This is a genomic window from Streptococcus sp. HN38 (genome assembly GCF_028335765.1).
Classification (GTDB): domain Bacteria; phylum Bacillota; class Bacilli; order Lactobacillales; family Streptococcaceae; genus Streptococcus; species Streptococcus suis_P.
This window is the reverse complement of record NZ_CP116604.1, coordinates 2,136,358-2,160,801: the sequence shown is the minus strand read 5'-3', so window position 1 is coordinate 2,160,801 and position 24,444 is coordinate 2,136,358. Positions and strand designations below refer to the sequence as shown.

General features: G+C 36.7%; 24 protein-coding genes and 1 pseudogene. 18 read left to right on the top strand and 7 right to left on the bottom strand.

The window, feature by feature from the left end:
- Positions 1–199: 199 nt before the first annotated feature.
- From PHA78_RS10500 to rpsI, 7 genes are all read left to right on the top strand, one after another.
- Positions 200–397, top strand: coding sequence for a hypothetical protein (locus tag PHA78_RS10500; protein ID WP_272158142.1), 198 nt, complete (start codon positions 200–202; stop codon positions 395–397).
- Positions 398–554: 157 nt separating this feature from the next.
- On the top strand, positions 555–2,252 hold the full coding sequence (locus PHA78_RS10495) for an FAD-dependent oxidoreductase (RefSeq protein ID WP_272158141.1): 1,698 nt from the start codon (positions 555–557) through the stop codon (positions 2,250–2,252).
- Positions 2,245–3,588 (top strand): APC family permease, encoded by a 1,344-nt coding sequence (locus tag PHA78_RS10490; protein WP_272158139.1) that lies wholly within the window; start codon positions 2,245–2,247, stop codon positions 3,586–3,588. The genes PHA78_RS10495 and PHA78_RS10490 overlap by 8 nt, the downstream gene beginning before the upstream one ends.
- A complete protein-coding gene (locus tag PHA78_RS10485) occupies positions 3,585–4,844 on the top strand; it encodes a YeeE/YedE family protein (RefSeq protein WP_248033835.1) in 1,260 nt (419 codons plus the stop codon). Before PHA78_RS10490 ends, PHA78_RS10485 begins: the two co-directional genes overlap by 4 nt.
- Before the next feature lie 99 nt (positions 4,845–4,943).
- Positions 4,944–5,597, top strand: coding sequence for an ArsR/SmtB family transcription factor (locus PHA78_RS10480; RefSeq protein WP_158457243.1), 654 nt, complete (start codon positions 4,944–4,946; stop codon positions 5,595–5,597).
- 206 nt (positions 5,598–5,803) lie between these two features.
- A complete protein-coding gene (rplM, locus tag PHA78_RS10475; RefSeq protein ID WP_027972471.1) occupies positions 5,804–6,250 on the top strand; it encodes a 50S ribosomal protein L13 in 447 nt (148 codons plus the stop codon).
- A gap of 19 nt (positions 6,251–6,269) precedes the next feature.
- Positions 6,270–6,662 carry a 30S ribosomal protein S9 gene (gene rpsI / locus PHA78_RS10470; protein WP_002942223.1) on the top strand — a complete coding sequence of 131 codons (393 nt, stop codon included), beginning with the start codon at positions 6,270–6,272 and terminating at the stop codon, positions 6,660–6,662.
- A gap of 109 nt (positions 6,663–6,771) precedes the next feature.
- On the opposite strand, the gene PHA78_RS10465 is transcribed toward rpsI, so the two are convergent.
- The 6 genes from PHA78_RS10465 to PHA78_RS10440 form a co-directional block, all read right to left on the bottom strand.
- Entirely contained in the window at positions 6,772–7,992 is a 1,221-nt protein-coding gene (locus PHA78_RS10465; protein WP_272158138.1) for a tyrosine-type recombinase/integrase, read from the bottom strand.
- Between the two features lie 156 nt (positions 7,993–8,148).
- Entirely contained in the window at positions 8,149–8,406 is a 258-nt protein-coding gene (locus PHA78_RS10460; protein ID WP_272158137.1) for a hypothetical protein, read from the bottom strand.
- Entirely contained in the window at positions 8,387–8,683 is a 297-nt protein-coding gene (locus PHA78_RS10455; protein ID WP_272158136.1) for a helix-turn-helix transcriptional regulator, read from the bottom strand. The genes PHA78_RS10460 and PHA78_RS10455 overlap by 20 nt, the downstream gene beginning before the upstream one ends.
- 105 nt (positions 8,684–8,788) lie before the next feature.
- Positions 8,789–10,120 (bottom strand): Rep family protein, encoded by a 1,332-nt coding sequence (locus PHA78_RS10450; RefSeq protein ID WP_272158135.1) that lies wholly within the window; start codon positions 10,118–10,120, stop codon positions 8,789–8,791.
- Positions 10,121–10,312: 192 nt separating this feature from the next.
- Positions 10,313–10,651, bottom strand: coding sequence for a hypothetical protein (locus tag PHA78_RS10445; RefSeq protein WP_272158134.1), 339 nt, complete (start codon positions 10,649–10,651; stop codon positions 10,313–10,315).
- A 448-nt stretch (positions 10,652–11,099) separates the two neighbouring features.
- Complete coding sequence (locus PHA78_RS10440; RefSeq protein ID WP_272158132.1) at positions 11,100–11,624, bottom strand: hypothetical protein; 525 nt, start codon at positions 11,622–11,624, stop codon at positions 11,100–11,102.
- Positions 11,625–11,806: 182 nt separating this feature from the next.
- Here PHA78_RS10440 and PHA78_RS10435 point away from each other — a divergent pair, with 182 nt between their 5' ends.
- Positions 11,807–13,078 (top strand): hypothetical protein, encoded by a 1,272-nt coding sequence (locus tag PHA78_RS10435; protein ID WP_272158131.1) that lies wholly within the window; start codon positions 11,807–11,809, stop codon positions 13,076–13,078.
- A gap of 120 nt (positions 13,079–13,198) precedes the next feature.
- Here PHA78_RS10435 and PHA78_RS10430 read toward each other — a convergent pair whose 3' ends face one another.
- Complete coding sequence (locus PHA78_RS10430; protein ID WP_153309392.1) at positions 13,199–13,372, bottom strand: YlcI/YnfO family protein; 174 nt, start codon at positions 13,370–13,372, stop codon at positions 13,199–13,201.
- Between the two features lie 125 nt (positions 13,373–13,497).
- On the opposite strand from PHA78_RS10430, the gene PHA78_RS10425 reads away from it, so the two are divergent.
- From PHA78_RS10425 to PHA78_RS10380, 10 genes and pseudogenes are all read left to right on the top strand, one after another.
- Positions 13,498–14,475, top strand: coding sequence for a hypothetical protein (locus PHA78_RS10425; RefSeq protein ID WP_272158130.1), 978 nt, complete (start codon positions 13,498–13,500; stop codon positions 14,473–14,475).
- A 15-nt stretch (positions 14,476–14,490) separates the two neighbouring features.
- A complete protein-coding gene (locus PHA78_RS10420) occupies positions 14,491–15,330 on the top strand; it encodes a hypothetical protein (protein ID WP_272158129.1) in 840 nt (279 codons plus the stop codon).
- Between the two features lie 16 nt (positions 15,331–15,346).
- Positions 15,347–15,751 carry a hypothetical protein gene (locus PHA78_RS10415; protein ID WP_044753042.1) on the top strand — a complete coding sequence of 135 codons (405 nt, stop codon included), beginning with the start codon at positions 15,347–15,349 and terminating at the stop codon, positions 15,749–15,751.
- A gap of 96 nt (positions 15,752–15,847) precedes the next feature.
- Positions 15,848–16,549, top strand: a complete 702-nt coding sequence (locus tag PHA78_RS10410; RefSeq protein ID WP_272158128.1) for a helix-turn-helix domain-containing protein — start codon at positions 15,848–15,850, stop codon at positions 16,547–16,549.
- Entirely contained in the window at positions 16,550–16,900 is a 351-nt protein-coding gene (locus tag PHA78_RS10405) for a hypothetical protein (protein WP_105156971.1), read from the top strand.
- Positions 16,893–18,302, top strand: coding sequence for a Y-family DNA polymerase (locus tag PHA78_RS10400; RefSeq protein ID WP_272158126.1), 1,410 nt, complete (start codon positions 16,893–16,895; stop codon positions 18,300–18,302). Before PHA78_RS10405 ends, PHA78_RS10400 begins: the two co-directional genes overlap by 8 nt.
- On the top strand, positions 18,299–18,658 hold the full coding sequence (locus tag PHA78_RS10395; protein WP_272158125.1) for a hypothetical protein: 360 nt from the start codon (positions 18,299–18,301) through the stop codon (positions 18,656–18,658). Before PHA78_RS10400 ends, PHA78_RS10395 begins: the two co-directional genes overlap by 4 nt.
- Positions 18,651–18,941, top strand: coding sequence for a DUF5960 family protein (locus PHA78_RS10390; protein ID WP_172077140.1), 291 nt, complete (start codon positions 18,651–18,653; stop codon positions 18,939–18,941). Before PHA78_RS10395 ends, PHA78_RS10390 begins: the two co-directional genes overlap by 8 nt.
- Positions 18,942–19,398: 457 nt before the next feature.
- Positions 19,399–20,094 (top strand): hypothetical protein, encoded by a 696-nt coding sequence (locus tag PHA78_RS10385; RefSeq protein WP_002942225.1) that lies wholly within the window; start codon positions 19,399–19,401, stop codon positions 20,092–20,094.
- 3 nt (positions 20,095–20,097) lie between these two features.
- A pseudogene (locus PHA78_RS10380) lies at positions 20,098–24,441 on the top strand (Eco57I restriction-modification methylase domain-containing protein).
- Positions 24,442–24,444 lie beyond the last annotated feature (3 nt).

Below are 24,444 nucleotides of genomic sequence, written 5' to 3'. Positions count from 1 at the left end.
ACTTTCATCAATTACGCGGGCAAGATCTCAATCTTGTGGTGGAAGCCGACGGTCAGCTGGTAGGGCATATCTTCTATGTGGTGTCGGAGATTACAGTAGGCTGCACTCGCTTGCCAGCCTGCTCTTTGGACCCTTTAGCATCTCGCCAGACCAGCAAGGCCGTGGTTATGGTCAGGCACTTTTAGAGCATTCGTTGGCTTTGGCGGAAAATAGCAGAGCAGTCTTGGCGGTCATTACAGGCTTTCCTGATTACTACAGTCGATTTTGCTTTGTCAAGGGTAAGGAGGTCGGCATTAGCTATCAGGCAGACCCAGAGGCCGATTATTTCTTGGTCAAGTTGTTCCAACCAGAAGCCTTGGATGGCCGGGACTGGTGGTTTACAGATCCGCCGAGCTAGACGGTGGACGAATTGGTCTTGCCTGGACAACTAGGGCAGTAGGTGAGTAAATTTTAGAAGAATGGAAAGAAGTCCATTCTTTTATTTTGAAACCGTTGACAAACAATCAATTGAATGTTAGAATGTATTTGAGAAAAAAATCACAAAGGAGGTCAAGATGACTAAGAAATATATAGTTGTAGGTGGTGTTGCAGGTGGTGCCTCTGTAGCAGCTCGTCTTCGTAGGATTGATGAAAAGAGTCAGATACAGATTTATGATAAGGGTTACGACATTTCCTTCTCTAACTGTTGCTTGCCAAACTATTTCAGCGGAGAGGTCGAAAATATAGAGGATTTAGTTTTTTATGATACTGAGAGTTTTAAGAAAACCTATAATCTGGATGCCAAAGTTCGTCATGAAGTGATAGAGATTCTTGCAGATGAACATAAGGTTACCGTAAAAAATCTTGAGACTGGCGAAGAGTTTCAAGATTGGTATGATGCCCTCATTTTGTCACCTGGGGCAAGGGCAATTCGTCCCTCTAGTATAAAGGGGATCGATGCTCCTCATGTTTTCGCATTGAAGAATGTGTCAGATGTTCGCAACATTGATCAGCATTTAAAGCATTCAAAAGCAGAGCAAATCGTTGTGGTTGGTGGCGGATTTATTGGTGTCGAGGCAGCAGAATGTTTGCGCCATTCTGGCAAAGAGGTAAGCCTTGTTGAAGCCAGTGCTCAAATCATGACTCCTTTTGATGATGATATGGTTCAGATGCTGCACAAGGAACTTTATGACAATGGTGTGCAACTAATCTTAGAGGATAGTGTTGTCGAGGTTACAGAGAAGGAAGTTGTGTTACTGAGTGGCAAACGATTGCCCGCTCAAGCGGTTATTGTAGCTATCGGTGTCAGTCCAGATGTTGATTTTGCAGTCAAGTCAGGCATAAAATTAGGGGAGACAGGGGCGATTGAAGTAGACTACCGCTACCAAACAAACTTACCAGATGTTTATGCTGTGGGTGATGCTATTGAAGTTGTGCATCAGATTACAGGTCAAAAGACAAGGCTACCTCTTGCGGGACCTGCCCAAAAACAAGCACGAAACGTGGCAGACGCAATCTCGGGCAAACAAAATCGCAATCGAGGCGTGATTGGTTCTTCTTGCATCCGGGTCTTTGGTCTGAATGCGGCTAGTACAGGGCTAAATGAGAAAGACTGCCAGAAGGCTGGTATCGATTATCGCGTCGCCTTGGTTATCCCAAACGACCATGTTGGGTTGATGCCAGATGCAGCACCCATGCACTTTAAATTACTTTATCAGTATCCGACCGGAAAAATAGTAGGTGCCCAGGCCATCAGCAAGGGCAATCCTGTTAAGAACATCAATGTCATTGCGACCTTGATTAGTTTCGGGGGCTACCTGGAAGACTTGAAAGATTTGGAATTGTGCTATGCTCCTGCTTTTTCAACTGCAAAAGATGTGGTGAACTTTGCTGGAATTGTCGGCCTCAACTATCTCAATGGAGACTATCAGCAAGTACCCGTGACAAGTGTTCGTCAGTTGGTAGATGAAGGTGCGTTTATTCTTGATGTTCGTGGGAAGGAAGCCTTTGACAAATCTCATATTATCGGTGCAGTAAACATTCCGCTCGATGAAATTCGACAACGCTTAGGGGAGATTCCGAAAGATAGACCGGTTTACATTCATTGTCGGACCTCTTGGAATAGCTATTATGCTATCCGCGCCTTGAAAGGTTACGGCTTTGACAATATTATCAATATCCAAGGTTCCTTCCTTGCCTTGAGTTATTATGAATATTTCAAGGATAAAACGACCGATAGAAGACCAATCGTGACGGGGTATAACTTTGACTAGTGGCAGACAGACCTTATCAAAATTAGATGTTATTTCCTTAGTAATTGGGTCAGTTATTGGCTGGGGTGCCTTCTATCTGCCGGGGAATAAATTTCTGCCTGAAGCAGGAGTTCTTAACACGGCAGTTGCATTTTTTCTTGGAGCTGTACTGATTTATTTTATTCAGATGGGCTACCATGTCATGATTGAATACCATCATGAACGTGGCGGAGAATTTTCCTATGTATTCGTACATTTAGGAAGAGGTCATGGTTTTCTAGTAGGCTGGGCCTTGACATTTTGCTATCTGACCTTGATTCCCTTGAATGCTACTGCGGTGGTACTGGTTCTGAAACAACTTTTCGGAGGTATTTCTTTTGGATATCTTTATACTGCGGCTTCCTATCCAGTCTATATCACGGATGTACTGATTTCAACAGTAGTAATCCTGGTATTTTATTGGGTCAATCTGCAGGGAGTCTCTCTCTCCATGCGTTTGCAAAAGATATTGATCATAAGTCTGGTAGCCATTGTAGTGGTGAGTTGTATCTATATGCTCGTTTCTGGAAATCGTGTTCAGTTTGCGGCTAGTTATTTAGAGAGGTCTCAGATTGATAGCGTTGCGATCTTGAAGGTGTTGGCCATTATTCCCTTTCTTTTTGTTGGATTCGATATTGTGCCGCAGGTCTTGACTGATCTTGGTTTCCCTTTCCGTTTCGCAACAAGAATGACGATTCTAGCAACTATAATTGGGATGATCATTTACAATATGTTGAATGTGATGACAGCCTTAGCCTATTCTCCAAATCAGGCTAGTCAGCTTGATTGGGCTTTGGGGAGTGCCATTTTAGAACATGCAGGCTGGGTTGGTTTTGTTGGTCTATGCCTTGCTCTTTTTGCCGCAGTAGTTGGCGGAATCAACGGCTTTTTAGTTGGAAGTAGCCGAGTATTAGCTTCTCTAGCGACGCATGGATTACTTCCTGCTCACTTTGCTAAGGAAAATCAATATGAGATACCAGAAAATGCTTTACGGTTTGTAACGGTTGTAAGTATTCTGATGCCACTCTTGGGGAGAAGTGTTATTTCCTATATCGTTGATTTGTCCAGTTTGATGGCGGCAGTCACCTACGCTTATGTTTGTTATGTGAGTAGTCGGCTGACAGAAAAACGAGTTATGAAGTATCAAAGTTTGTTTGGAATGCTAGTGGGGATTGTGTTTGTACTATTGCTTATTTTCCCAAATTCACCGAGCCAGTTGTCTCCTTATTCATTTGGAATTTTGGGCATTTGGGTCGGTTTAGGATTTCTTTATTTTCATTTGTCAAAGAATAAACAAAATAAAAAGGAGTTTTTATGAAACATGTAGAACGTTATAGCGGTTTTCTATTAGGAGCAGCTATTCTGATTTTGGGGCCAAAATTATTGTCATCGGATATGCTATTCTTTCGGCTGGTGATAGGTGCGGCTCTTGGCTACACACTCAGTCGAGGGTATACAGGATTTGCAGGTAGTGTCAATCGTGCCTATCGAACAGGCTCTACACGCTTGATGCGGACCATGATGATGATGTTCTTTATTACAACTTTATTGAGTACCGCTTTTCTATTTAATGCAGACGCTTCTTCTTACGATCTTTGGGTGAATCCCATTAATCTAGGTCTTCTCTTAGGAGGGATTTTATTTGGATTTGGGATGACCTTCTCTTCTTGTTGTGCCTCAGGCGTATTGACTGATTTGGTGACAGCCTTGCCTCGTGGATTGATTACATTGGTCTTTTTCTGCTTGGGCGTATTTATTGGATTCCCTATTCAGAATTCAGCTAGTTGGATTACACAATCTTGGTTTACAAGTGAAGTGGGATCTAAATTATATGGAGGGGTCTATCTACCAGACTTGTTCAAATTTGATGGCCTGGGTGGATATCTAGGAGCATTGATGTTTACCGGTCTCCTCTGTGGAATTGTCATTTGGCTTTCTTATCGTTATGAAAATAAACGCAAGCAAGCCGGCACCTATACTGGTCACTTTGGCGAGAAAATTCAAGATATGGAAGTGGCAGAGTCTTTGGAAAATCCAGCGGATGAGGCAGGGTGGTATGATCGCTTGTTTGTAAAGGCATGGTCTTTGCGTAAAGCTGCGGTTATTCTTGCCGTTCTCTTTACTCTCTTAATGGGAGTGACAAAAGCAGGTTGGGGTGCAAGTACTCCCTACGGTTTATGGTTTGGCCAATTCTTGATGCTGTTTGGTATAGATGCAAGTAGTTTGGCGGAGTTTACCCTGATGCCAGAGGGAGCATTTTCAACACCATTCTTTGAACACCCAATTAGCACACAAAACTTTGGAATCATGTTAGGGACAATTTTCTTCTTGTTGACTTCAGGTACCTTTACCAAAGTAGCCAAATCAGAGTTGAAAATTACTCCAAAACAGGCTTTCTTCTTTGCCTTGGGTGGTTTATTGATGGGCTTTGGAACGCGGTTGTCTAATGGCTGTAATGTAGGAGCTCTCTTTACTCCGATTGCGAATTATTCTCTGTCGGGATGGATTTTCTTAGTTGTTCTGGTTACGGGTGGAGTGCTAGGTAATACGGTAGCCAAGAAATTAGAACTCTAATTCCTAGATTATTAAGGACAAATACTTTGTTAGTTCTGACTAGCAGAGTATTTTTACTATATGCTATAATGGAGATAGTAAGTTTATCAAGGAGTCATCATGAGTCAAGATCGTGACTATATGGATCAAGTATTTTTAGAATATGTTCGGATCGCCAAAGCCCTTTCTAGTGAAAAACGCTTGGAGATACTTCACCGTTTAATTCATGGACCCAAGACGGTAGAACAGCTAACCAGAATGACCGATATGACAACAGCTAATACATCCAGGCATTTGCAAGTTCTGAAGGAAGCGTCCCTCGTTTCAATTGAAAGAGACGGAAAATATATTTGGTACAGTATTTCCACCCCGACAGTAGAAAAACTCTTGTCTGATATTCATTCCATTAGTGAAGAACGGTCGCCGATGTTAGGGTGGATTGAAAAGAGTTATATTGAGCAAGATAAAGCAATCCAAACAATTGGTTTAGATGAAGCCAAGGATAAGGTCTTTTCTAGCCAGGCACAACTAGTTGATCTAAGAAGCGTTAGTGAATTTGAGCTGGAGCATGTAGATGGAGCGGTGAATATTCCTTTCAGTCAATTGGAGGAGCATTTAGAGGAACTAAAGCGCGATAAACCAATTATTCTGTATTGTAGGGGATTATTCTGTACCTATGCCAATCGAGCGGCGGCCTTTCTAAATAAGAGAGGTTATCATGCCTATAGCGTAAGTGGGACACATTTTGATTGGAAGCGAACTAGAGAAGAGTAGTAGATCCCAAGGCTTTCATTCTCAGCTGCTCTGTCATCTTTCAAAAAATAAAAAAAGTAAAGTAAAATAACTTGACGGAGAACAGTAGTTTTGATAGAATGGTAGACGGTATTGTTTACCCCATTTGAAAGGCCCCGGAACCTTCCAAATACCCGCGGACCGGAACATCCGCCCAGTAAACAAAAACGATTCGTATAGGAGAAATCATGAACAAAACAACATTTATGGCTAAACCAGGCCAAGTTGAACGTAAATGGTATGTAGTAGACGCTACTGATGTACCTCTTGGACGCCTTTCAGCAGTAGTTGCTAGCGTTCTTCGCGGTAAAAACAAACCAACTTTCACACCTCACACTGATACTGGTGACTTCGTTATCGTTATCAACGCTGAGAAAGTGAAATTGACTGGTAAGAAAGCAACTGACAAAGTGTACTACACTCACTCATTGCACCCAGGTGGTTTGAAATCAATCACAGCTGGTGAATTGCGTTCTAAAAACGCTGTTCGTTTGATTGAAAAATCAGTTAAAGGTATGCTTCCACACAACACACTTGGTCGTGCACAAGGCATGAAGTTGAAAGTGTTTGTAGGTGCTGAGCACACTCACGCTGCACAACAACCAGAAGTACTTGATATTTCAGGTCTTATCTAAGGGAAAGGACGTAATCTAAATGGCACAAGCACAATACACAGGTACTGGTCGTCGTAAAAACGCGGTTGCACGCGTACGTTTGGTCCCAGGTACTGGTAAAATCACAGTTAACAAAAAAGATGTAGAAGAGTACATCCCACACGCTGACCTTCGTTTGGTTATCAACCAACCATTCGCAGTAACTTCAACTCAAGGTTCATACGACGTTTTCGTTAACGTGAACGGTGGTGGTTACGGTGGTCAATCAGGTGCGATCCGTCACGGTATCGCGCGTGCATTGCTTCAAGTAGACCCAGACTTCCGCGATTCATTGAAACGCGCAGGCCTTCTTACACGTGACGCTCGTATGGTTGAACGTAAGAAACCAGGTCTTAAGAAAGCTCGTAAAGCTAGCCAGTTCTCAAAACGTTAAGAACCAGCTACATTACAGTATTTACAACACTTCATGGTTCACACCATGGGGTGTTTTTTGATGATTTTTTAGCAAAATTCACACCACTTTTCACACCAAATTCACACCATTACTTTTTAAGATTACGGTAGGCAATTTCTCCGACAGCCATTGGAACAACGTTTGAAGTATTGACATAAGTCTTAGTTGTGATAGTGTCGCTATGCGTTAGAGCTTCAGAAATAGCTTCGAGTGATGTTCCTGCTTGTCTAGCTAATGTTGCTCCTGTGTGGCGTAATTTGTGCGGTGTGGCGTGTTTCAGCTCCTTGTGACGACGTTTGACTGACTTCATCTTGTTATTGAGATAATCAGCGTGTAAGGGGCTATTCACGTTGCCTTTCGTATCGATATAGGTAAAGACATATTGTTCATCAGATTGGATAATACCAAATTTTGCCAGCTCTGCTTTCTGTTGCTTTTTCCAAGATTGGAGAAGGTCCGTAAGTTCGGTAGGAATTCGAAAAGTTGTTTTCTTATTTCCTTTAGTAGACTTAGGATTCTTGTATTTATCCAAGGCTTGAACTAATTGAATTTCCTGTTTTTTGATGTTGATGTGTTTCCATTGCAAGGCGTAGCTTTCGGATTTTCTATCTCCTAAGAAAAAAGTTGTATAGAATAATACATAATCTTTGAAAAATATTTTACCGTTTTCTAAGTCTTCTTCAAAAGCTGTGAACCATGCTTGAAGTTCCGCTTGTGAAAGATATAAATCCTCATCACGCTTAGATTCTTGCAACTTAATTTTTTTAGTTGCTTTGATTCGCTTGATAGTTTTTGAGATTCGATTAGAGTCAATATATTCTAACTCCTCTGCCCAATCAAAGATAGAATTGACATAGCTTCTAATCACCTTAAAGTTTGCATATTCCTCAGCTTTTTGGGTCAGTAGGTTCAAGACAACTTGTTTATTTTGATTGAGAAAGTCGATGGAATAATTCCCAAGCATGGGTAAGATATGTTTCCTAAAGACAATTTCTGTTGTGTCAATTGTTGCCTGTGACGGTGGTTTTGTAGTTGAGGTTGTTTGACCTGCTTTGTAAGATTCCCACCAAACATGATGATAAAATTCCTTGAATTGGATAGAGCCAGTTCGTTCAAGTTGTGATACTGAATCGCCACTTAGAATCTTATCGATTTTATTTTGTAATTCTAATTCATATTTTTTAGCTTCGCTCCTTTGTTTGAAACGTTTTTCAATCACTTTTTTATCAATTCCGAGAGTTGTTTTAACTTCATCAGGAATGTAGATACGCAATCGATATGTTCCATTTTTAGTTTTTGTAATTGACATAGTATTCTCCTTGTGAATTGAGCTAGAAAAATACCGTATCTACATTTTAGCAGATACGGCAGATTTTTACTCGTTAATTCTATGACTTTTATAAATTATTTGTGAAGAATTATCGAGTGGATAATATTCTAAAATTTAGTGGTTCCGATTATCTGTTTAAATTGGTCGTTTTAATATATCATAATCCCTGAATTCTGCATCATTACCGAATTTAATTCTGTACATTTCGACAGCTTCTGTTATACAATCTTCCAGAATTGAATTTGCATAATCATAATGTTGAAACTCTCCCAGATATGTTTCATTTCCGTCAAGAGGTCTATCTTCAAATACTGTTTTAAGGAGAAGTTCTAGTAATATGTAAATAATAGCTAGTTCTTCTGCGGAAAGTCTTTCAAATAGTGTTTTGTACATTGTTGTCCTTCTCTTTTTTTATATTGGATAACCAACAGTTTATTTCATTTTTGTTAAATCTAACTGTTTTGTTTATACGAATAGTTGGTAAACCTTTTTGAATCCAATTGTCCAATGTGTTGTTTGAAATACCTAAATATTCGCAAGTTTGTTTCTTGTTCAAGTATGGACTGTCGATATTTCTGTTTGTTAGTTGATTCTCTATTTCTTGATGAATTAATTTAGAGACCAATCGTTGAATTTGATGGACTTGTTCATCGGGTAGAATGACTTGCATACAATTTACCTCTCTTGAATCTTTAGTATTAGTGTGAGATAATAACAACAACAAAATTGCTTGTGTGCTATTTTTGTTGAATATTTCTGGGTTATCTTCGGTATTTTACTTTGTGTCGGAGATAACCTTTTTCTTGTTCCATTGCATATTTTTGATGATAGTTTTGATAAGGTAGTCTAGAGTCTCATTACTGCTTAATGCAATTGGATTTGCGAAGTTGTAAGAGCTAATTTTTGGTTCAATCCAAGGATGAGTTGAGATTTCAACTGGATTTACCGTTTTTTCTGGTAGAGATATGTTGAAATTCTTATCAATCGTTAGTAAGCAATCTATACGACGAACAAATTGTCCAAGGTCTTCACTGATATTTCCTTTTGCTTGCTCAAAGAAAGACAGTGGTTCCTTTGTATTGGTAATAATGATGACTTTAGCTGAACCCATTTTGTTATGGTAACGTGCGGAGATAGGACTAATCATAAAGGGGTCTAGTAATTTTAGCCAATCTGAAACTGTTAAGCTGTCTCCTTTAATATCGTCAAGGAACAAAATTTCTTGTCCGTTATATTCATCAAAAGGATTGGTTGAAGCCGTTACACATGAGTCCCATGAATATCCAAAATTACGTGCAACATTTTTCAATAAACGAATAAAGGTTTTACTAAATTGAGTTTTACCTACTCCACTCTCAGCATTAATAAAGAGAACGGTCTTCTTGAATTTACCTGCTTCAAGTTCCGCAATTGTCCTGTAGCTTCTTCTTTCCCCAGCGGTTTCTAAAGCTTCATTGATTTTTCGTTTGTGCTGTCCATAAATTGAATAGTATTCATCTGTAAGCAAGATATTGCTTTTAGTCAAATCACCAGCCAATATTTTCTCGATTAGCCAGTCAACACTAAGATTTGTTTCCTTAGCTTTTTTGGTTGCACGCCCTTTCAGCCATGTTTCTATACTGCGATGATATATACTTATGTATTCTTCACCTCTGACTGTAATTACTTCTTCTGGTTGGTACTGATGCTTATTCTCTTGTTTGGAGTGGCATAGGTAAGCTAAACAATTATCATAGCCATATCTACCCGATTTGAGTTTTTCCAAGTACTGTGGCTCGACTTGTATTGCTAAAGCAAGTTTATTAAGAGAAGCTCCTTTTTCGAATTTGAATAAAGCATGAACGTGGTCCTCTTTATTCTCAAAGATGTTTTTCATTTCATTAGGATTCCAAATGGCTACTTTGTCTTTATCGTGTTTGATGATATAAGCATCCTTGACAATAATGCCATGTTTTTCTAGCTTTTCAACAATCATTTCAAGCAAAGGACGGCAGTTACCAGACTTAGCATCTTGAAGTGGTTTTTGATAATCTGAAGATAACCAATATTCATTTTCTAATTGTTGTACCAACATTATTGTAGTAAGTTTAGCTTCTTTTTTTATCAAAATAGATAAACTCCTTTGACTTTTTATTATTCCTCTAACTATTCCCTAGAAAATCAAGGGTTCGAAATTTGATATGTTGTTTCAAACCCTTGTCCTATCTAGGTTTTTGTTAGACACGGCAGTTGACAAGCCCAGTGCCGTGCAGGCGTAGAGATATTTAGAATTAGCGTTTATTCATCTTTAGATAAATATTTAGTTTTGTTGTACTAGAGTTACAGATTCAGCAGTATACCAACCAATTCCATTTGGTGTAGCTCCACCCCGAACGTTTTTAAATTGCAAAGTTGTACCAAATTTTACGTCTACTAAATTTGAAGTTTTGATAATGTATTCAAGTTCGTTTTTTGCGTCGACAATTGAGTATTTAAATTTTCCGTCAAATACTTCGATTGAACCTGTTGATAAAACAGTAAGAGTAGGGATTACCTCTGCTGTATATTCGTTTCCAGTTTTTTCACTAGTCATAACGACTGATTGAGTCTTGTGCTTAAGAACCTCGTCGAGGGTTTTATTCCAATTTGTTTTTGCCATTCTATGTGCCTTCCTTCTATCGTTTAGTTATTATTATTTTATTGTAAAAAGCTTTGTAGCTCGTTTTAGATGAAAATCTACTTCTTAGTAATTTGCCATTGCTTAACGAGTTTATTCCTAGAAAATATGATAAATTTTTTCGTGAAGAACAAACTCAGGCTCAAAAGTTCTAAAATCTTCCATGGAAAATCAACTTTCTTACCGTTTTTATTGTTTTAGAAACCTTGCTAGTAATATCTTAAATTATGAAATTTTGGATAAAACCTAGTATTGTTTCACGGTAGAAAATGCTTTGAGACTAAAGCTAAAAATTTTCATTCCAGTCGCCAAGGCAGGCTCTTTGCGACTTACATTCAAATTTTTAGCTTAAAAGTCTGTCAAAGCGTTGTTTCTAGAGTGAAACAATTACTTAGTATTTTGTATCAAAAACTTAAATAATTTATGATGTTTACTCATTTATAGTTTCATAAATCCAATATAAAAACTGCCAAAGCCAATGGTTGCTTTTCCAATCGTCGAAGTTTTCTTTTAGAGACTCTTTAGTTCTTTTGAGTTTGTCGATTTCACGACGCAGAGGAAATTTTATCTCATTTAATCTAGTAATCTCATCGTTGATTGCATTGACTTCATTTCTTAAAGAAGCACATTTTTCTTCTAAAACGTCACAATATTCTTGGCTTTTTGCAATCTCATCTACTAATATCTCTAATCTAGTAGTCTCAAGCTGTTCTCGCAATTGCAACACTGAATCTGCACAATAGTAAGCACCAGTCTCTTTGTCGCGTGCAAGGAGATAAAGCGGTGCTTTTTCTCTCTCATCGTATCCAACTCGTAGATAGTCAAGCGGTGTAGATGACTTATATTCAAAATCTTTTTTGCTAAATTCACTATATGAGCATAAAACTAAGTCGCATTTTTGACTAAGTTTCTGTAACGTAACACTTGAGACATTCTCGTCGAATTTTATTTTCATATATGTACGTCCATTCCTTTCTAATTTTATTTTTGAAAATGCATGCTCTTTTTTTCGAGCTTTGCATCGTGTATAATAAATTTATTGTTTCATCATAAAATCTCTCGCTTTCTTTTTAATTAGCTAGCTTATACATCTATGATACAATCAAAAAAATTAACTAGGTCAGGAGCACAGCAAAAATGAAAAAAATTTTTTATCTCTATAATCAAATCAAAAATGACAAAAAAAAATTACTGGCTTCCAAACTTTTTTTTAGAGAGCTGATATTTGAATTATTTAACTGCGATTCACAAGAAGAATTTGAAAAAATTCCATTGACTGATGATGACGTTAAAATGTTGTTAGAAAAATTAGACGAAAAATTCATTACCATATTTTCTACTAAAGAAATGTTAGATATCATAAATTCAAAGCTATATTATCCATGTGTTCTTGATGAAATTTATAGCAAACAAAAAAATGCAATAACTTACGAGAGTTTTCTTGATATATATCGTGAAAAATGCAAAGACTATGGAATTTCTGACGACTTCTATAAAATAATAAATGGAGCTGGTCATCCTACTATAAAGTACAATATTGTTTTTTGGGATTTATTTATTGACTTTGTAATAAATGAAAGTCAAAAATATAAGAAAGTAAAAAATGGTGTGAGAATAAAGAACTTAGCTTTATTACGTAAAGAGCTAGAAGCTACTATTGACAATAAGCAAAAGTACTTTGACATTGTAAAGAGTCAGTTAGATAGTATTGAAATAGAGTATTACAATGATTTAGAAAAGTTATACAATTTGATGTTTTCATATGTTGGTAGGGCTTTTGAACTTTACGATTTACTAAATGATGAATTTAATCAAAAAATAACGGAAGAAATGGATATTTATTTAGACTTTGTGAAATTAATGACTCACGAGTTTATTAATTTATTTATTTCAAAGACAGTGAGTATTTTCGAAGATGCTAATTTAGCAGAACAGCAAATAGCAGTAAATTACTATAGAGATGTTTTCACAGATTGGACGTTATTCTTTGAAGATTTTAGACCGTTAGAAATGCAAGAAACAATGACAAGCTTTAGAGAAAGATACAAAAAACTGTACATTGAGAATCCCGATTTGCGAATAATACCAGCGACAAAATCTAGTAGTATATATTACTTTATGATAGTAAAAGAACGATTACTTAAAACATTGCAAGAAGATATTGATTTAGATTATGTAAATGTTAACAATCATATTCAACGATTAAAAGATTTAAGTACAAGATATGTTGAACGTAAGATTAAATTAACTAGTGATACGGAACGTGAATTATATTCAATTTACCACATACAATTTCGCTCAACATTACTAAAGTACATACAGTCAAAATTTGAAAAATATTCGAGCAACGACCTTGAATTTCAAAGACTAAAAGAACAATTAATTGATAGGAAGTGGTTATATCTTTAAATCAGAATAAATTAAAAGCCTTCTCATTATTGAAAAGGCTTTTAGTATCTAGTCCATGTTTGATTATGTCTTCAAAGTTCCATTCAAAAATCTCAAATAACTTATCAGTAGTTTTAGTTGTTATTTACCATCTTCTATATCTCTCAACGCATACTCACAAGCTTGAATCACGAAACTTGAAAAAGTCACATCTTTGTTTTGAATTGCTTTTTCTATTTCTTCAATAAGTGGTACTGGAAAACGAATTGTTTTATTTTCTGTTTCTTTGCGATTTGATTTTAGTTGAAATGCCATATCTTTTCTCCTCTTTTTGTTTTTAGGATATAGCATTTTGCACATTAAATATGCATTGCGTTTTGCATTGCAAACTTAGTGTTATTACGTTATAATGTAATAAAAATTAAAATATAGGAGCCCAGATGGATATTGCCAATTCATTAAGAAGGTACTTAATATTAAAAAATAATCTAATTCCCTCAACACAAAATAGAATAAAAGAACTTGGAAGAGAAATTTTTCAAGCTGAGGTTACCCTAAATGCTATTTCAGATGAAAAAGTATTTCTTGAGGACTTTAAGTGGGATATTCGCACTAGAGGATTTACTATTTTCAATCTGATTCATCTACCGTCCCTGATTGCGTTTATAATCTTTCTAATAGTTGTATTAATAGCCTTAGCAGGGGTTACCATTATTGGTGTCATTATAGAAACGATTATCCGAACTTTCATACTTTTCCAAGATTTTGAGTTTGAGGATACATTTTTCTATATCCCAATAAAAGCGGTTGAAGACTTTATCTATTCTCCTCCCTCAATTCCTGTTCCGATTGTGGTTGGGCTTTTGATAGTCTGGGTTTTATACAGTATCAGACAGGTTCAAAAAAATAGAATCTACTATGAAAATGTTGTTATTCCAGAGAATCGAAAGAAAAATGCTCTCGTCCCTGGAAAGCGTAGAAAACAACAATTAGCGGTAGATAATCTGAAAAATACCTTGAAATCCACTGAAACTCAACTACTGAACTATCAAAATGAATTGATGAATATCATGAATACCATTTCCATTCCCAACCAGTATTGGACTAATGATGAAGTCATAAATTTCCTCATACAGAAATTAGAATATGGGCAAGCGAAGACTATCGGAAAAGCTTTGAATCTTTGGGATATAGAAGTATCGACTAGAAGAGTTGAGCAGGCATCGAAAGCTGTTATAAAAGAGACGAGAGAATCAGAAGCTCGTCTAGCTAGACAACGTGCAGAACAACACGCGCAAGAGCAACGTAACATTAGAGATAATACTGAAGCTCAAAATAAAGTAGCAGAAGAATTAAAACGAAGGAATGACCGTTCTGAGTTCTATGATGATATTGCGAAGAAAAACGGTTGGTTATAAATAAGGAGACACACTATGAACAAAAAGAAATTTTTAGCGAGCTTTACACTATTGGCATCTACAGTGCTCTTATTTGCTTGTCAGAGTAACGAAAGTACCACAAAATCCTCTGAAAAAATTGTTGAAACCTCCTCTTCATCAAAGGATTCAATCTCCGAGGAACAAAGAAATAAGTGGTTGAAGGAGTTTTATGAAGAAGTAGCTGAGACTCATGGTTCAAACTACCATAATGAGATTGAAGAACGTAGTCAAAAAGCATGGAATGAGAATCAAACCAACATCTTCAATGGACAGGCTAGTCTAAATGTTACTAATGATTACCTTCCTTCTGAATTGACAAAGCTAAATGTCACGATTGATGGTTATGATGCAGCAACTAGAAGATTGAAAGTTACTGTTACTAACAACTATGATGAAACACTGATTGGAACAACAACCAATTCAAACAATAACAACTTGTACGGGACATATTTCACTCTATATGGCTACACAACATTGTCAGGACGTTCTGAGAGAGTAAAAATCGCTCAGATTGCTCTTGCTAGTGATTTACCAGCTGGGGAGTCTATTCAACTTGAAATTCTTCCATCAGCTCTTGCAAATCGTCAAACTGATTTTGCTAAAAAAATGCAAAATAGTGAGCTAGATTCTAAATACTACCTACTATCAACCAATTACGGAAATTCCTTATGGGACATTACTAAAGACCAAGTAATGGGAGAAGAGATTATTTCAGAACAAATAGTATTATCTAGCCTTGCGAATATCTACATTGTGCCCAAGCTAGTATTTGAAACTTACCCATCTACAGCTCCAAATGATTCTGAGCTAGAAAATCTAATTTCAAACAATTAAAGAAAAGAGCAGACTGATGAATATAAAGAAACTAATATTGACCCTACTCACTCTAACGCTGACAATTGTCCTTTGTGCTTGTGGTAATCAATCGAATGCCAATGATAGTCAGTTATCAGGAACATATTCATACGAAAAAGGCGGTATTGATGGTTCTGAAATGGGATTTGAAGACGAAGAATTGACATTGCATTATGAACTAAAAGTAAGTGGTGATGAAAATATACTTAATATCAATCTCCTTTCAGAGAGAGGCAATAATGTGAAGTACCTCTATTCAGAGAAAGTAACTATTGATACGGACAAACAGATTATCAGTGATAGCAATGGAACGGAGCTGAAATATTCAGTTTCAGGAGATTCTGTAACAATACCTGATTTAGCAGGAGATAGTGGTGAAACAGTAACATTAAATAAATAATGCTAACAACCGAGAAATTTCTTGGTTGTTTTCTTATGGACAAATTGGAATATGTTTTGTATAATGTGTTTAATAAAACACATTTCGGAGGTGTTTATGTTTTCAGGAGAACGATTAAAGCAACTTAGAAAAGAAAATGGTTTAACCCAACAAGATATTGCCCAAAAATTAGGGATAAATCGAGCCTCTTATACAAGTTGGGAATTGGGGCGGGCAAAACCGAATAGAGCAAACTTGGAACGTTTAGCTAATCTATTTGGTGTAGCAATCACTGATTTTGAACACGGCTATACGATTCTATCCAATTATCTTAAATTGAATCAAAAAAATAAGAATACAGCTGAACAGGTTGTTGAACAATTATTAAAAAATCAAATTGAAGAAGAAGTAACTAATAAGGTAGTTCCTTTATATCCCATTCAAGTATTGGAAGAAGTACCTTTGTCTGCTGGATATGGAGAGAGTTACTACAATGAATATAGTTTCCAAACTGTTTATTCCGATAAGGAGTATAACTATGACTTTGCTTCTTTTATTGTAGGGCAATCAATGGAACCGAAGTATTTCGATGGGGAAGTCGCATTGTTTTCGGATTCAGGATTTGATTATGATGGAGCAGTGTATGCAATTTCATTGAATGGAAAGGCTTATATTAAGCGTGTGTTCAAAGAAAAAGATAGATACAGAATTGTGTCCATCAATCCCAAGTATGCAGACATGTATGCTTATGAGAGTGATGAATTTAAAATTGTCGGAAAAATAGTCGGGCATTTTATCCCAATCGAAGAGGAACAATAGATGAAAACAAAAGTAATATTTCCATTAGGTAGCGAGAATAAACACTTAGCAATTGAGAACCAAAGAATTGTGTTCAATAATTATAGTGAAAAAATAGATGTCACCTTAACAGTACTTTCAGCATGCCAAAAATGGTTTGAAGAGAATAACTTTCATATTACAAAATCAACTATAGCTGAGAAGAATCAAGCTCTGATATTTACAAATGAGAGAGAAATTATTGACTATATTGAAGGTTTCTATGATATCAAGTCTGGTGATTTCAGTAGTGTTGAATCAGATGCAGAAAAAGAATGGCTGGAATCTTTACTGAAGAAAAATAAGATTACAAAATGTAACGAGTATGATTGATTATAGCAGAGAGCCAAAGAGTGATATTGCATTTATTGACATGAAATCTTTTTATGCAAGTGTTGAATGTGTCAGTCGGGGCTTGCACCCATTAAAGACATCCTTATGCGTGATGAGTAGGGCAGACAATTCTGGAGGATTGATATTAGCATCTTCACCAATATTTAAAGAAGTTTTTGGTAAATCAAATGTAGGAAGAGCCTATGATTTACCTTTTGATATCAATACAAGAAAATTTTCTTACTATAATGCAAAAAGACAGGGCTTACCGACAGACCCTGCTTATGTTAAATTCATTGAGGAATGGGCAGTAGCAACAGTTATTGTTCCGCCTCGTATGGATTTATATATTGAGAAAAATATCGATATTCAACATATTTTTCAACAATATGGAAGTATTGAAGATATAATGCCTTACTCAATTGATGAAGGATTTATAGACCTGACATCTTCTTTAAATTATTTTATTCCGAATCAGACGATTAGCCGAAAAGATAAATTAGATATGCTTAGTGCGAAAATACAAAGGGATATCTATCGCAAAACAGGTGTCTACTCTACAATTGGGATGTCAAATGCCAATCCTTTACTTGCAAAATTAGCATTAGATAACGAGGCTAAGAAAACACATAATATGAGAGCCAATTGGTCTTATGAAGATGTGACTACAAAAGTTTGGGGAATTTCTAAATTAACTGACTTTTGGGGAATTGGAACGGCAATTCGAAAAAGACTTGAAAAACTTGGAATCTATACTATTAAGGAGCTGGCTAAATATAATCCAGACTTGTTAAAAAAAGAATTCGGTGTATATGGTGTTCAATTGTGGTTTCATGCAAATGGCATTGACGAAAGTAATGTACACATACCGTATAAACCAAAGTCTAAGGGATTAGGAAACTCTCAAGTTCTTCCGAGAGACTATTTCAAGCAGTATGAGATAGAACTTGTTTTAAAAGAGATGGCTGAACAGGTTGCTATTCGCTTACGAGGTATTCATAAAAAAACAACAACAGTCTATATTGGCATTGGATATTCATGGTTTGAAGAGAAAACATCATTTAGAGGACAAATGAAAATAGAACCTACTAATCTAACTGAGGATTTACAAAAGTATGTAATTTCTCTATTTAGGAAAAAATACAACGGTGGAGCTGTTAGAAGTATAGCTGTATCCTACTCTTCGTTCGTTGATGAAAATCTGACAATCCTGAATTTATTTGATGACCCTGAAGAATTACTAAAGAAAGAGAGATTACAAACCGCAATAGATTCGATACGTAATCAATTTGGATTTACAATGCTCCAAAAAGCTAACGTACTTACGAATGCATCACGTAGTATTGCAAGAAGTAAATTGATTGGTGGACATTCTGCAGGCGGTTTAGATGGTTTGAAATGATTGATAGAAGTTATTTGCCGTACCAATCGGCAAGAGATTATCAAGACCGAGGTATGCAGAAATGGATGGGGTTCTTTCTATCTGAACATACCAGCTCATTGATGGATGATAAGAATAGAATAGATATGCCATTTAAGCTATCAAAAATTGAGATACTAACTTACATTACTCAATTATACTCTTCGCAATCACAGGGAATGTTTATTGTAGTACGTAATGGTAAAAGGGAAGTGTATCAAGGCAAAATAACCGAACTAAGTATAAAAGAAATCACCATAAAAACAATCCAAAAGTATGAATTGATTCAAATTACTGAAATAATTGAAATTAGTTTAGTGGAGGTATTAGATGAATAGAAAAGCTATCTATGAAGACATGATTCAATTCGATTATTTTTCTGATTCATATCTTCAATTTGAGAAAGATTTTAACAGGTACTATAAAGGTGTAGACCCTCTTACATTTTTAATTGATGATATATTACTAACTATGGCGATGAAACAAAAAAATTACTTTCGATTGCACAAAAGTAAGTCAACTGATGGTCGTGACCACTATTTTATTTTTAACGTAAGAACAACTAATGAAAACAAACGAATCAGGATTTATGAGTATGCAGAAACCAAAACAATGATTTAACAACCATATTTGTAATAATTTCATAATAGAATCATGGTGTGAACTTGTCGGTATAATTTAGCTCAATTCGTGTATTTTGGGGGTAAAATTCACACCATTCAAATGAAATTAGTTGAAATTGGATGAAATTTCGAGTTTTGAAAACCCGTGAAAACGTTGATATTAAAAGCTTTTGAAATTTATTCAAACAAAAGTTTTTAAAACCAGGTCTTAAGAAAGCTCGTAAAGCTTCACAATTCTCAAAACGTTAATTATCAGCGATATATCAACGTTTCAAGGCACTCAAGAGTTTACCTCATGGGTGCTTTTTTCGTGATTTTTTGAAAAGTATTTTTTCAAAAATTGTACACCAATTTTATTTGAGGTTTTCTTTGGATAAGGCGCTAATGAAATCTAGTAGTGTTCGTTGGAAAATGGTATAATAGGTGGAGATATAAACGTTTTCAAGGAGTAGGTTTTGGAAGAGAGCTTAATTAAATCAAAACAACGTGTTCAAAAACATGGAGAAGTCTTTACACCTGCTTGGATGGTTCAGAAAATGCTGGATACTCCTGGAGTGAAAGAAGCTTGTGAAAGTGTATATAAGACCTTTTTAGAGCCATCTGCAGGCGATGGAAATTTTTTGCAAGCAATTTTAGAGAGAAAGCTAGAGGCTGTGGTCAGACAGTATGACAAACGAAATTGGAAAACAAAGTCTTTAGTTGCTCTCTCGTCCATCTATGGCATAGAGTTTTTAGAAGATAATTTGGAAGTGGCACGTTCACGGATGTTTCTTTGTTATTTAGACTGGTACGAGCAAGCTTTTGGAACTAGACTAAATAGCAAAAATGATATCTATCAATCAGCACACTATCTTATTCATAAAAATATTGTGAGAGGAAATACTTTGACTCAGCAGCATCCAGTTACAGGGGAGCCTATCAGGTTCAATGAGTGGCAACTGGTCAAAGGTCATCCAAGTTTGGTAAGAAAAATTCCTTTTGCACTTTCAGAACTTTTGGGTAAGGAAGTAGAAGACGATCGGACAGTCGTGGAAGGACAACTGAGTTTTTTTGATATAGATGATGAATTTATGATTGAGAATGAATCTGTTAAAAAAGCAGATACGATAAAAGAGATAACCATTCAAAAAGTGTATTTACTAGGAGATTAGGCTATGATTTCAAATTTTGAATTTTTGGCAATTGATATAGATACAGCTGAGCTTTTTAGAACCATAAATATGGCTGAAGAAAATTATACACATGGGGATTATGAAGGCACGCTAACTAAGGTAAGAAAAGTTGCTGAGAATACAGCGAGGTTGGTTGCCGATAGAGAATATTTAGATATTAGTGAGCGCGCCACCTTTAATGACGTACTAAGAGAGATAAGAGACTTTATTCCCAATAAAACAATCGTCGATCACTTTTATGATATCAAGGGAAAGGGGAATAATTCTGCCCATGTCCTTAATCCAGAAGATGCGACAAAAGAAAATGCCTTAAAATCACTAAAACAAGTCTTTGACATACTAGCTTGGGTCATGCTGACCTATATTGAACCGGATATTAAAACCAGTGCAATTGGTCAGTTTTTAGAACCGAGAGCACAAGAAATGTACACTACGGCTGAGCGGAAGTTTATCTATATTCAAACAGTTAACAATGAAAGTGGACTATTTAATGCCTTCGAAGGGACTCAAAAAATTGGTGAGGGTAGCGTTTCTTCGGATGATATTGAGACAGATTGGTCTCCAAATAGTGACTTTTTACGTACTGTTGCCCCAAAACGTATTAATCAATACATGAAAACATCTGGTCTGCCTTATACGCTTGGTTGGGTAGAGCTTGCTTACAAAAAGGCGACCAAGTCCTGGTTCCATGATTATGATGTGCATAATGTCTTGAAGCGTTCAGGGATTAAACAGGCTGAATAACTGGAAGGAACAGAGTGGTTCAAGACGGATTTAGAGACAGCTAAGGCTGCTATTAAAGCTGTTAAAGAAGGTAGAAATTATCTAAATATTACTGCCAAAGAATCATTTATTGAAGAACCAGTTATCACCCTTCGTCCAGAACAAGAGGCAGCGGTCGAGCAGACGCAAAAAGTCTTTAAGAAAAAAGACCGAATGCTCTGGAATGCTAAAATGCGTTTTGGCAAAACTCTGACGTCCTTGCAATTAGTCAAGAATGAGGCTTTTCAAAAAGTTCTCATCATGACTCATCGCCCTGTTGTGGCGCATTCTTGGTTTGATGATTTCAAGAAAATGAAGATGAGCGCCGATGGGTATGATTATGGCTCAGTCAATCAAGGAGAAACGCTTGAAAACCTGAAGCGAGGAGAAAAACCTTTTGTGTATTTTGCTTCAATCCAATTGCTTCGGTACAATGGCGGACAAACCAATCTGAAAGATTTTGCAGATGTGGATTGGGATTTGATTATCATTGATGAGGCGCACGAGGGAACGCAAACCGAGCTCAGTGACACCGTTATGAAAGAATTGGTCAAAGAGCATACAAAGATACTTGAATTATCAGGAACCCCCTTCAATCTTCTGGATCAATTTGACGAGGAGCAAGTTTATACTTGGGACTATGTCATGGAACAACAGGCTAAGAAGAAGTGGGAATTAGAACGTCCAAGTGAGCCAAATCCTTATGAAACTTTGCCAAAAGTATCAATGTACACTTTTGAAATGAAGCATAAGGAACGTTTTTCTGATGAGAGTAAATCGTTCAACTTTAGGGAATTTTTCCGTGTGGCTGAGGATGGTCAACTTGTTTATAAGCAAGAGGTTCGCCAATTCTTAGATAATATCACACATCCAGATAGTTGTACGAACTACCCTTTTTCAACGAAGTCTTATCGTGAAGAGTTGCGTCATACGCTTTGGCTTATGCCAGGTGTTAAGGAAGCTAATGCTTTTGAGGGCTTGCTTAAAGAACACCCTATTTTCGGGAAAGAATATAAAATTGTTAATGTTGTTCGAGGAGCAAGTAGTGATGATGGAATTGCTAACGATGCGGATATAGAGAAGGTTCGTTCTGCTATTGGTCAAGACCCTTCGCAGACAAAAACCATTACCTTGACCGTTCGTAAGCTGACAACAGGGGTCAATATTCCAGAGTGGACGGCGGTCATGTTCTTGTCAAATACCAATAGTGCCATGAACTACCTACAAGCTGCCTTTCGTGCCCAGACGCCTTTTTCTCATGAGAAATTGGGAATGAAGACAAATTGTTATGTCTTTGATTTTGCTCCTGATAGAGCCTTGACTGTCATGGCTGAGAGTGCCCAGATTAACTCAGGTGTAGGGAAGAAAAATACGCAAGCACAAAAGCAAGCTATGGCTCGTCTTCTAAACTTTATGCCAATCTTAGGGGCTTCAGACAATGGAATGAAGACCTACGATGTGGATAGAATGCTGACACAGCTCAAGAAAGTTTATGCTGAAAAGGCAGTGCGGTCAGGTTTCGAAGATGACAGTCTCTATAATGATAATCTTCTAACTTTAACCGCTGATGATGCAAGCATGTTTACCAAACTAAATGCTATCGTTGGTAAGACACAGAGTCAAAAAACGCCTAAGAAAGTTGTAATCAATGAAAATGGATTGACAACTGAAGAGCATGAGCAAGCTGAAAAAGCTAAAAAGAAACCAAAAGCTAAACGAACAGCAGAAGATCTAGAGGTTATCGAAAAACAAAAAGAAGCGAAGAAACAGCGGAAAAATATGATTTCTATTTTACGCGGGGTTTCTATCCGTATTCCAATGATGATTTACGGCATGGCGGTCGATTTATCAAAAGATATCACCATTCAAGACTTTATCAAGCAGGTGGATGATGAATCGTGGAAAGAGTTCATGCCAAAAGGTTTCACCAAGGGAATGTTTAGTGAGATTACCAAGTATTATGATGCTGAGGTCTTTATCGAAGCGGGTCGTATCATTCGTCAGCGTGCCAAATCCTTTGATGACCTGGACTTCATCGAGCGGGCGGAGCAGATTGCGGAGTTGTTTGGGACCTTTAAAAACCCTGACAAGGAAACGGTACTGACACCGTGGCGCGTGGTCAATCTACAAGTATCTAAGTCTGCCGGTGGTTTGAACTTCTATGATGATAATTTTGAGTCGGCGACAGATGGTGCGAGGTCAAATCTTCACTGGGTGTCTAATGAAGTGACTTCATCAATCTATCAACGAGATACGAAAATCTTAGACATTAACTTGAAGACAGGTCTCTACCCTCTTCATAGCGCCATTAGCTTGTATTATCAAAGAGTGGCAGAAAATGATGACAACCATTTTGAAGCTGACCAAGTCTATCAAGAGATTTTAGCGAATAATATCTACGCTATTGCCAAAACACCAATGGCAAAAACCATTACTGAACGTACACTGACAGGCTATCGGAAGTACAAAACCAATGTGACTTATATAGAAAGCCTGACAGATACCCTAAAAACAGATGGTGAACAAGGTAAGAAACTAGTTGAGGAGGCATTTAACAAGGTGAAATTTGATGTAGTGATAGGAAATCCTCCGTATCAGGAAGAAACGAAAGGAACAAGTGATAATCCTATTTATCATAATTTTATTGACTTATCTTATCAAATAGCAGAAAAGGTCTGCTTGATTACTCCTGCTCGTTTCCTATTTAATGCAGGAAAGACTCCAAAAGTATGGAATCAAAAAATGTTGACTGATGAACATCTTAAAGTGATTTACTTCTCTCAAAAGTCAGATGAAGTCTTTCCAAATACAGACATCAAGGGTGGTGTAGCAGTTACTTACCGAGATTCAAACGAAGATTTCGGTGCGATTGAAACATTTACTCCATTTGATGAATTAAATGAAATGTATAGATTAGTTACCCATCATAAAGATTTTTCATCTTTAAGTGAATTGGTATATGCACCTGAAAGTTACAAACTGACAAGCCAATTACATGAAGAATTTCCACAATTGGAATCTCGATTGAGTAAGGGGCATAAATTTGATGTCACAACAAATATTTTTGAGAAACTTCCTGAAATTTTCAAAGATATCAAGTCGGATTCAACTTATGTAGAAATAATTGGACGTCAAAATAATGAGCGAGTAAATAAGTTTGTGAGAGCCGATTATATAAAGGGGCCTGATAACTTTGAGAAGTATAAAGTCTTTCTTCCGAAAGCAAACGGAAGTGGGGCGATAGGCGAAGTTCTATCGACCCCACTCGTGGGTCACACACAGACGTTTTTATCTATTGGCTCATTTAATACTGAGTACGAAGCTCATTCATTATTGAAGTACATAAAAACCCCTTTTGCTAGAACGTTGTTAGGTATTTTAAAAATCACTCAAGATAACAAGAAATCAGTTTGGAAATATGTTCCAGTGCAAAATTTCACTAATAAATCTGATGTTCCATGGGATAAGTCAATTGATGAAATTCATGATTATCTGTGCAGTAAATATCATTACGAAGAAAGCCATCGAAAATTTATGGATTCTTATATTAGTAAAATGGATTAGAAA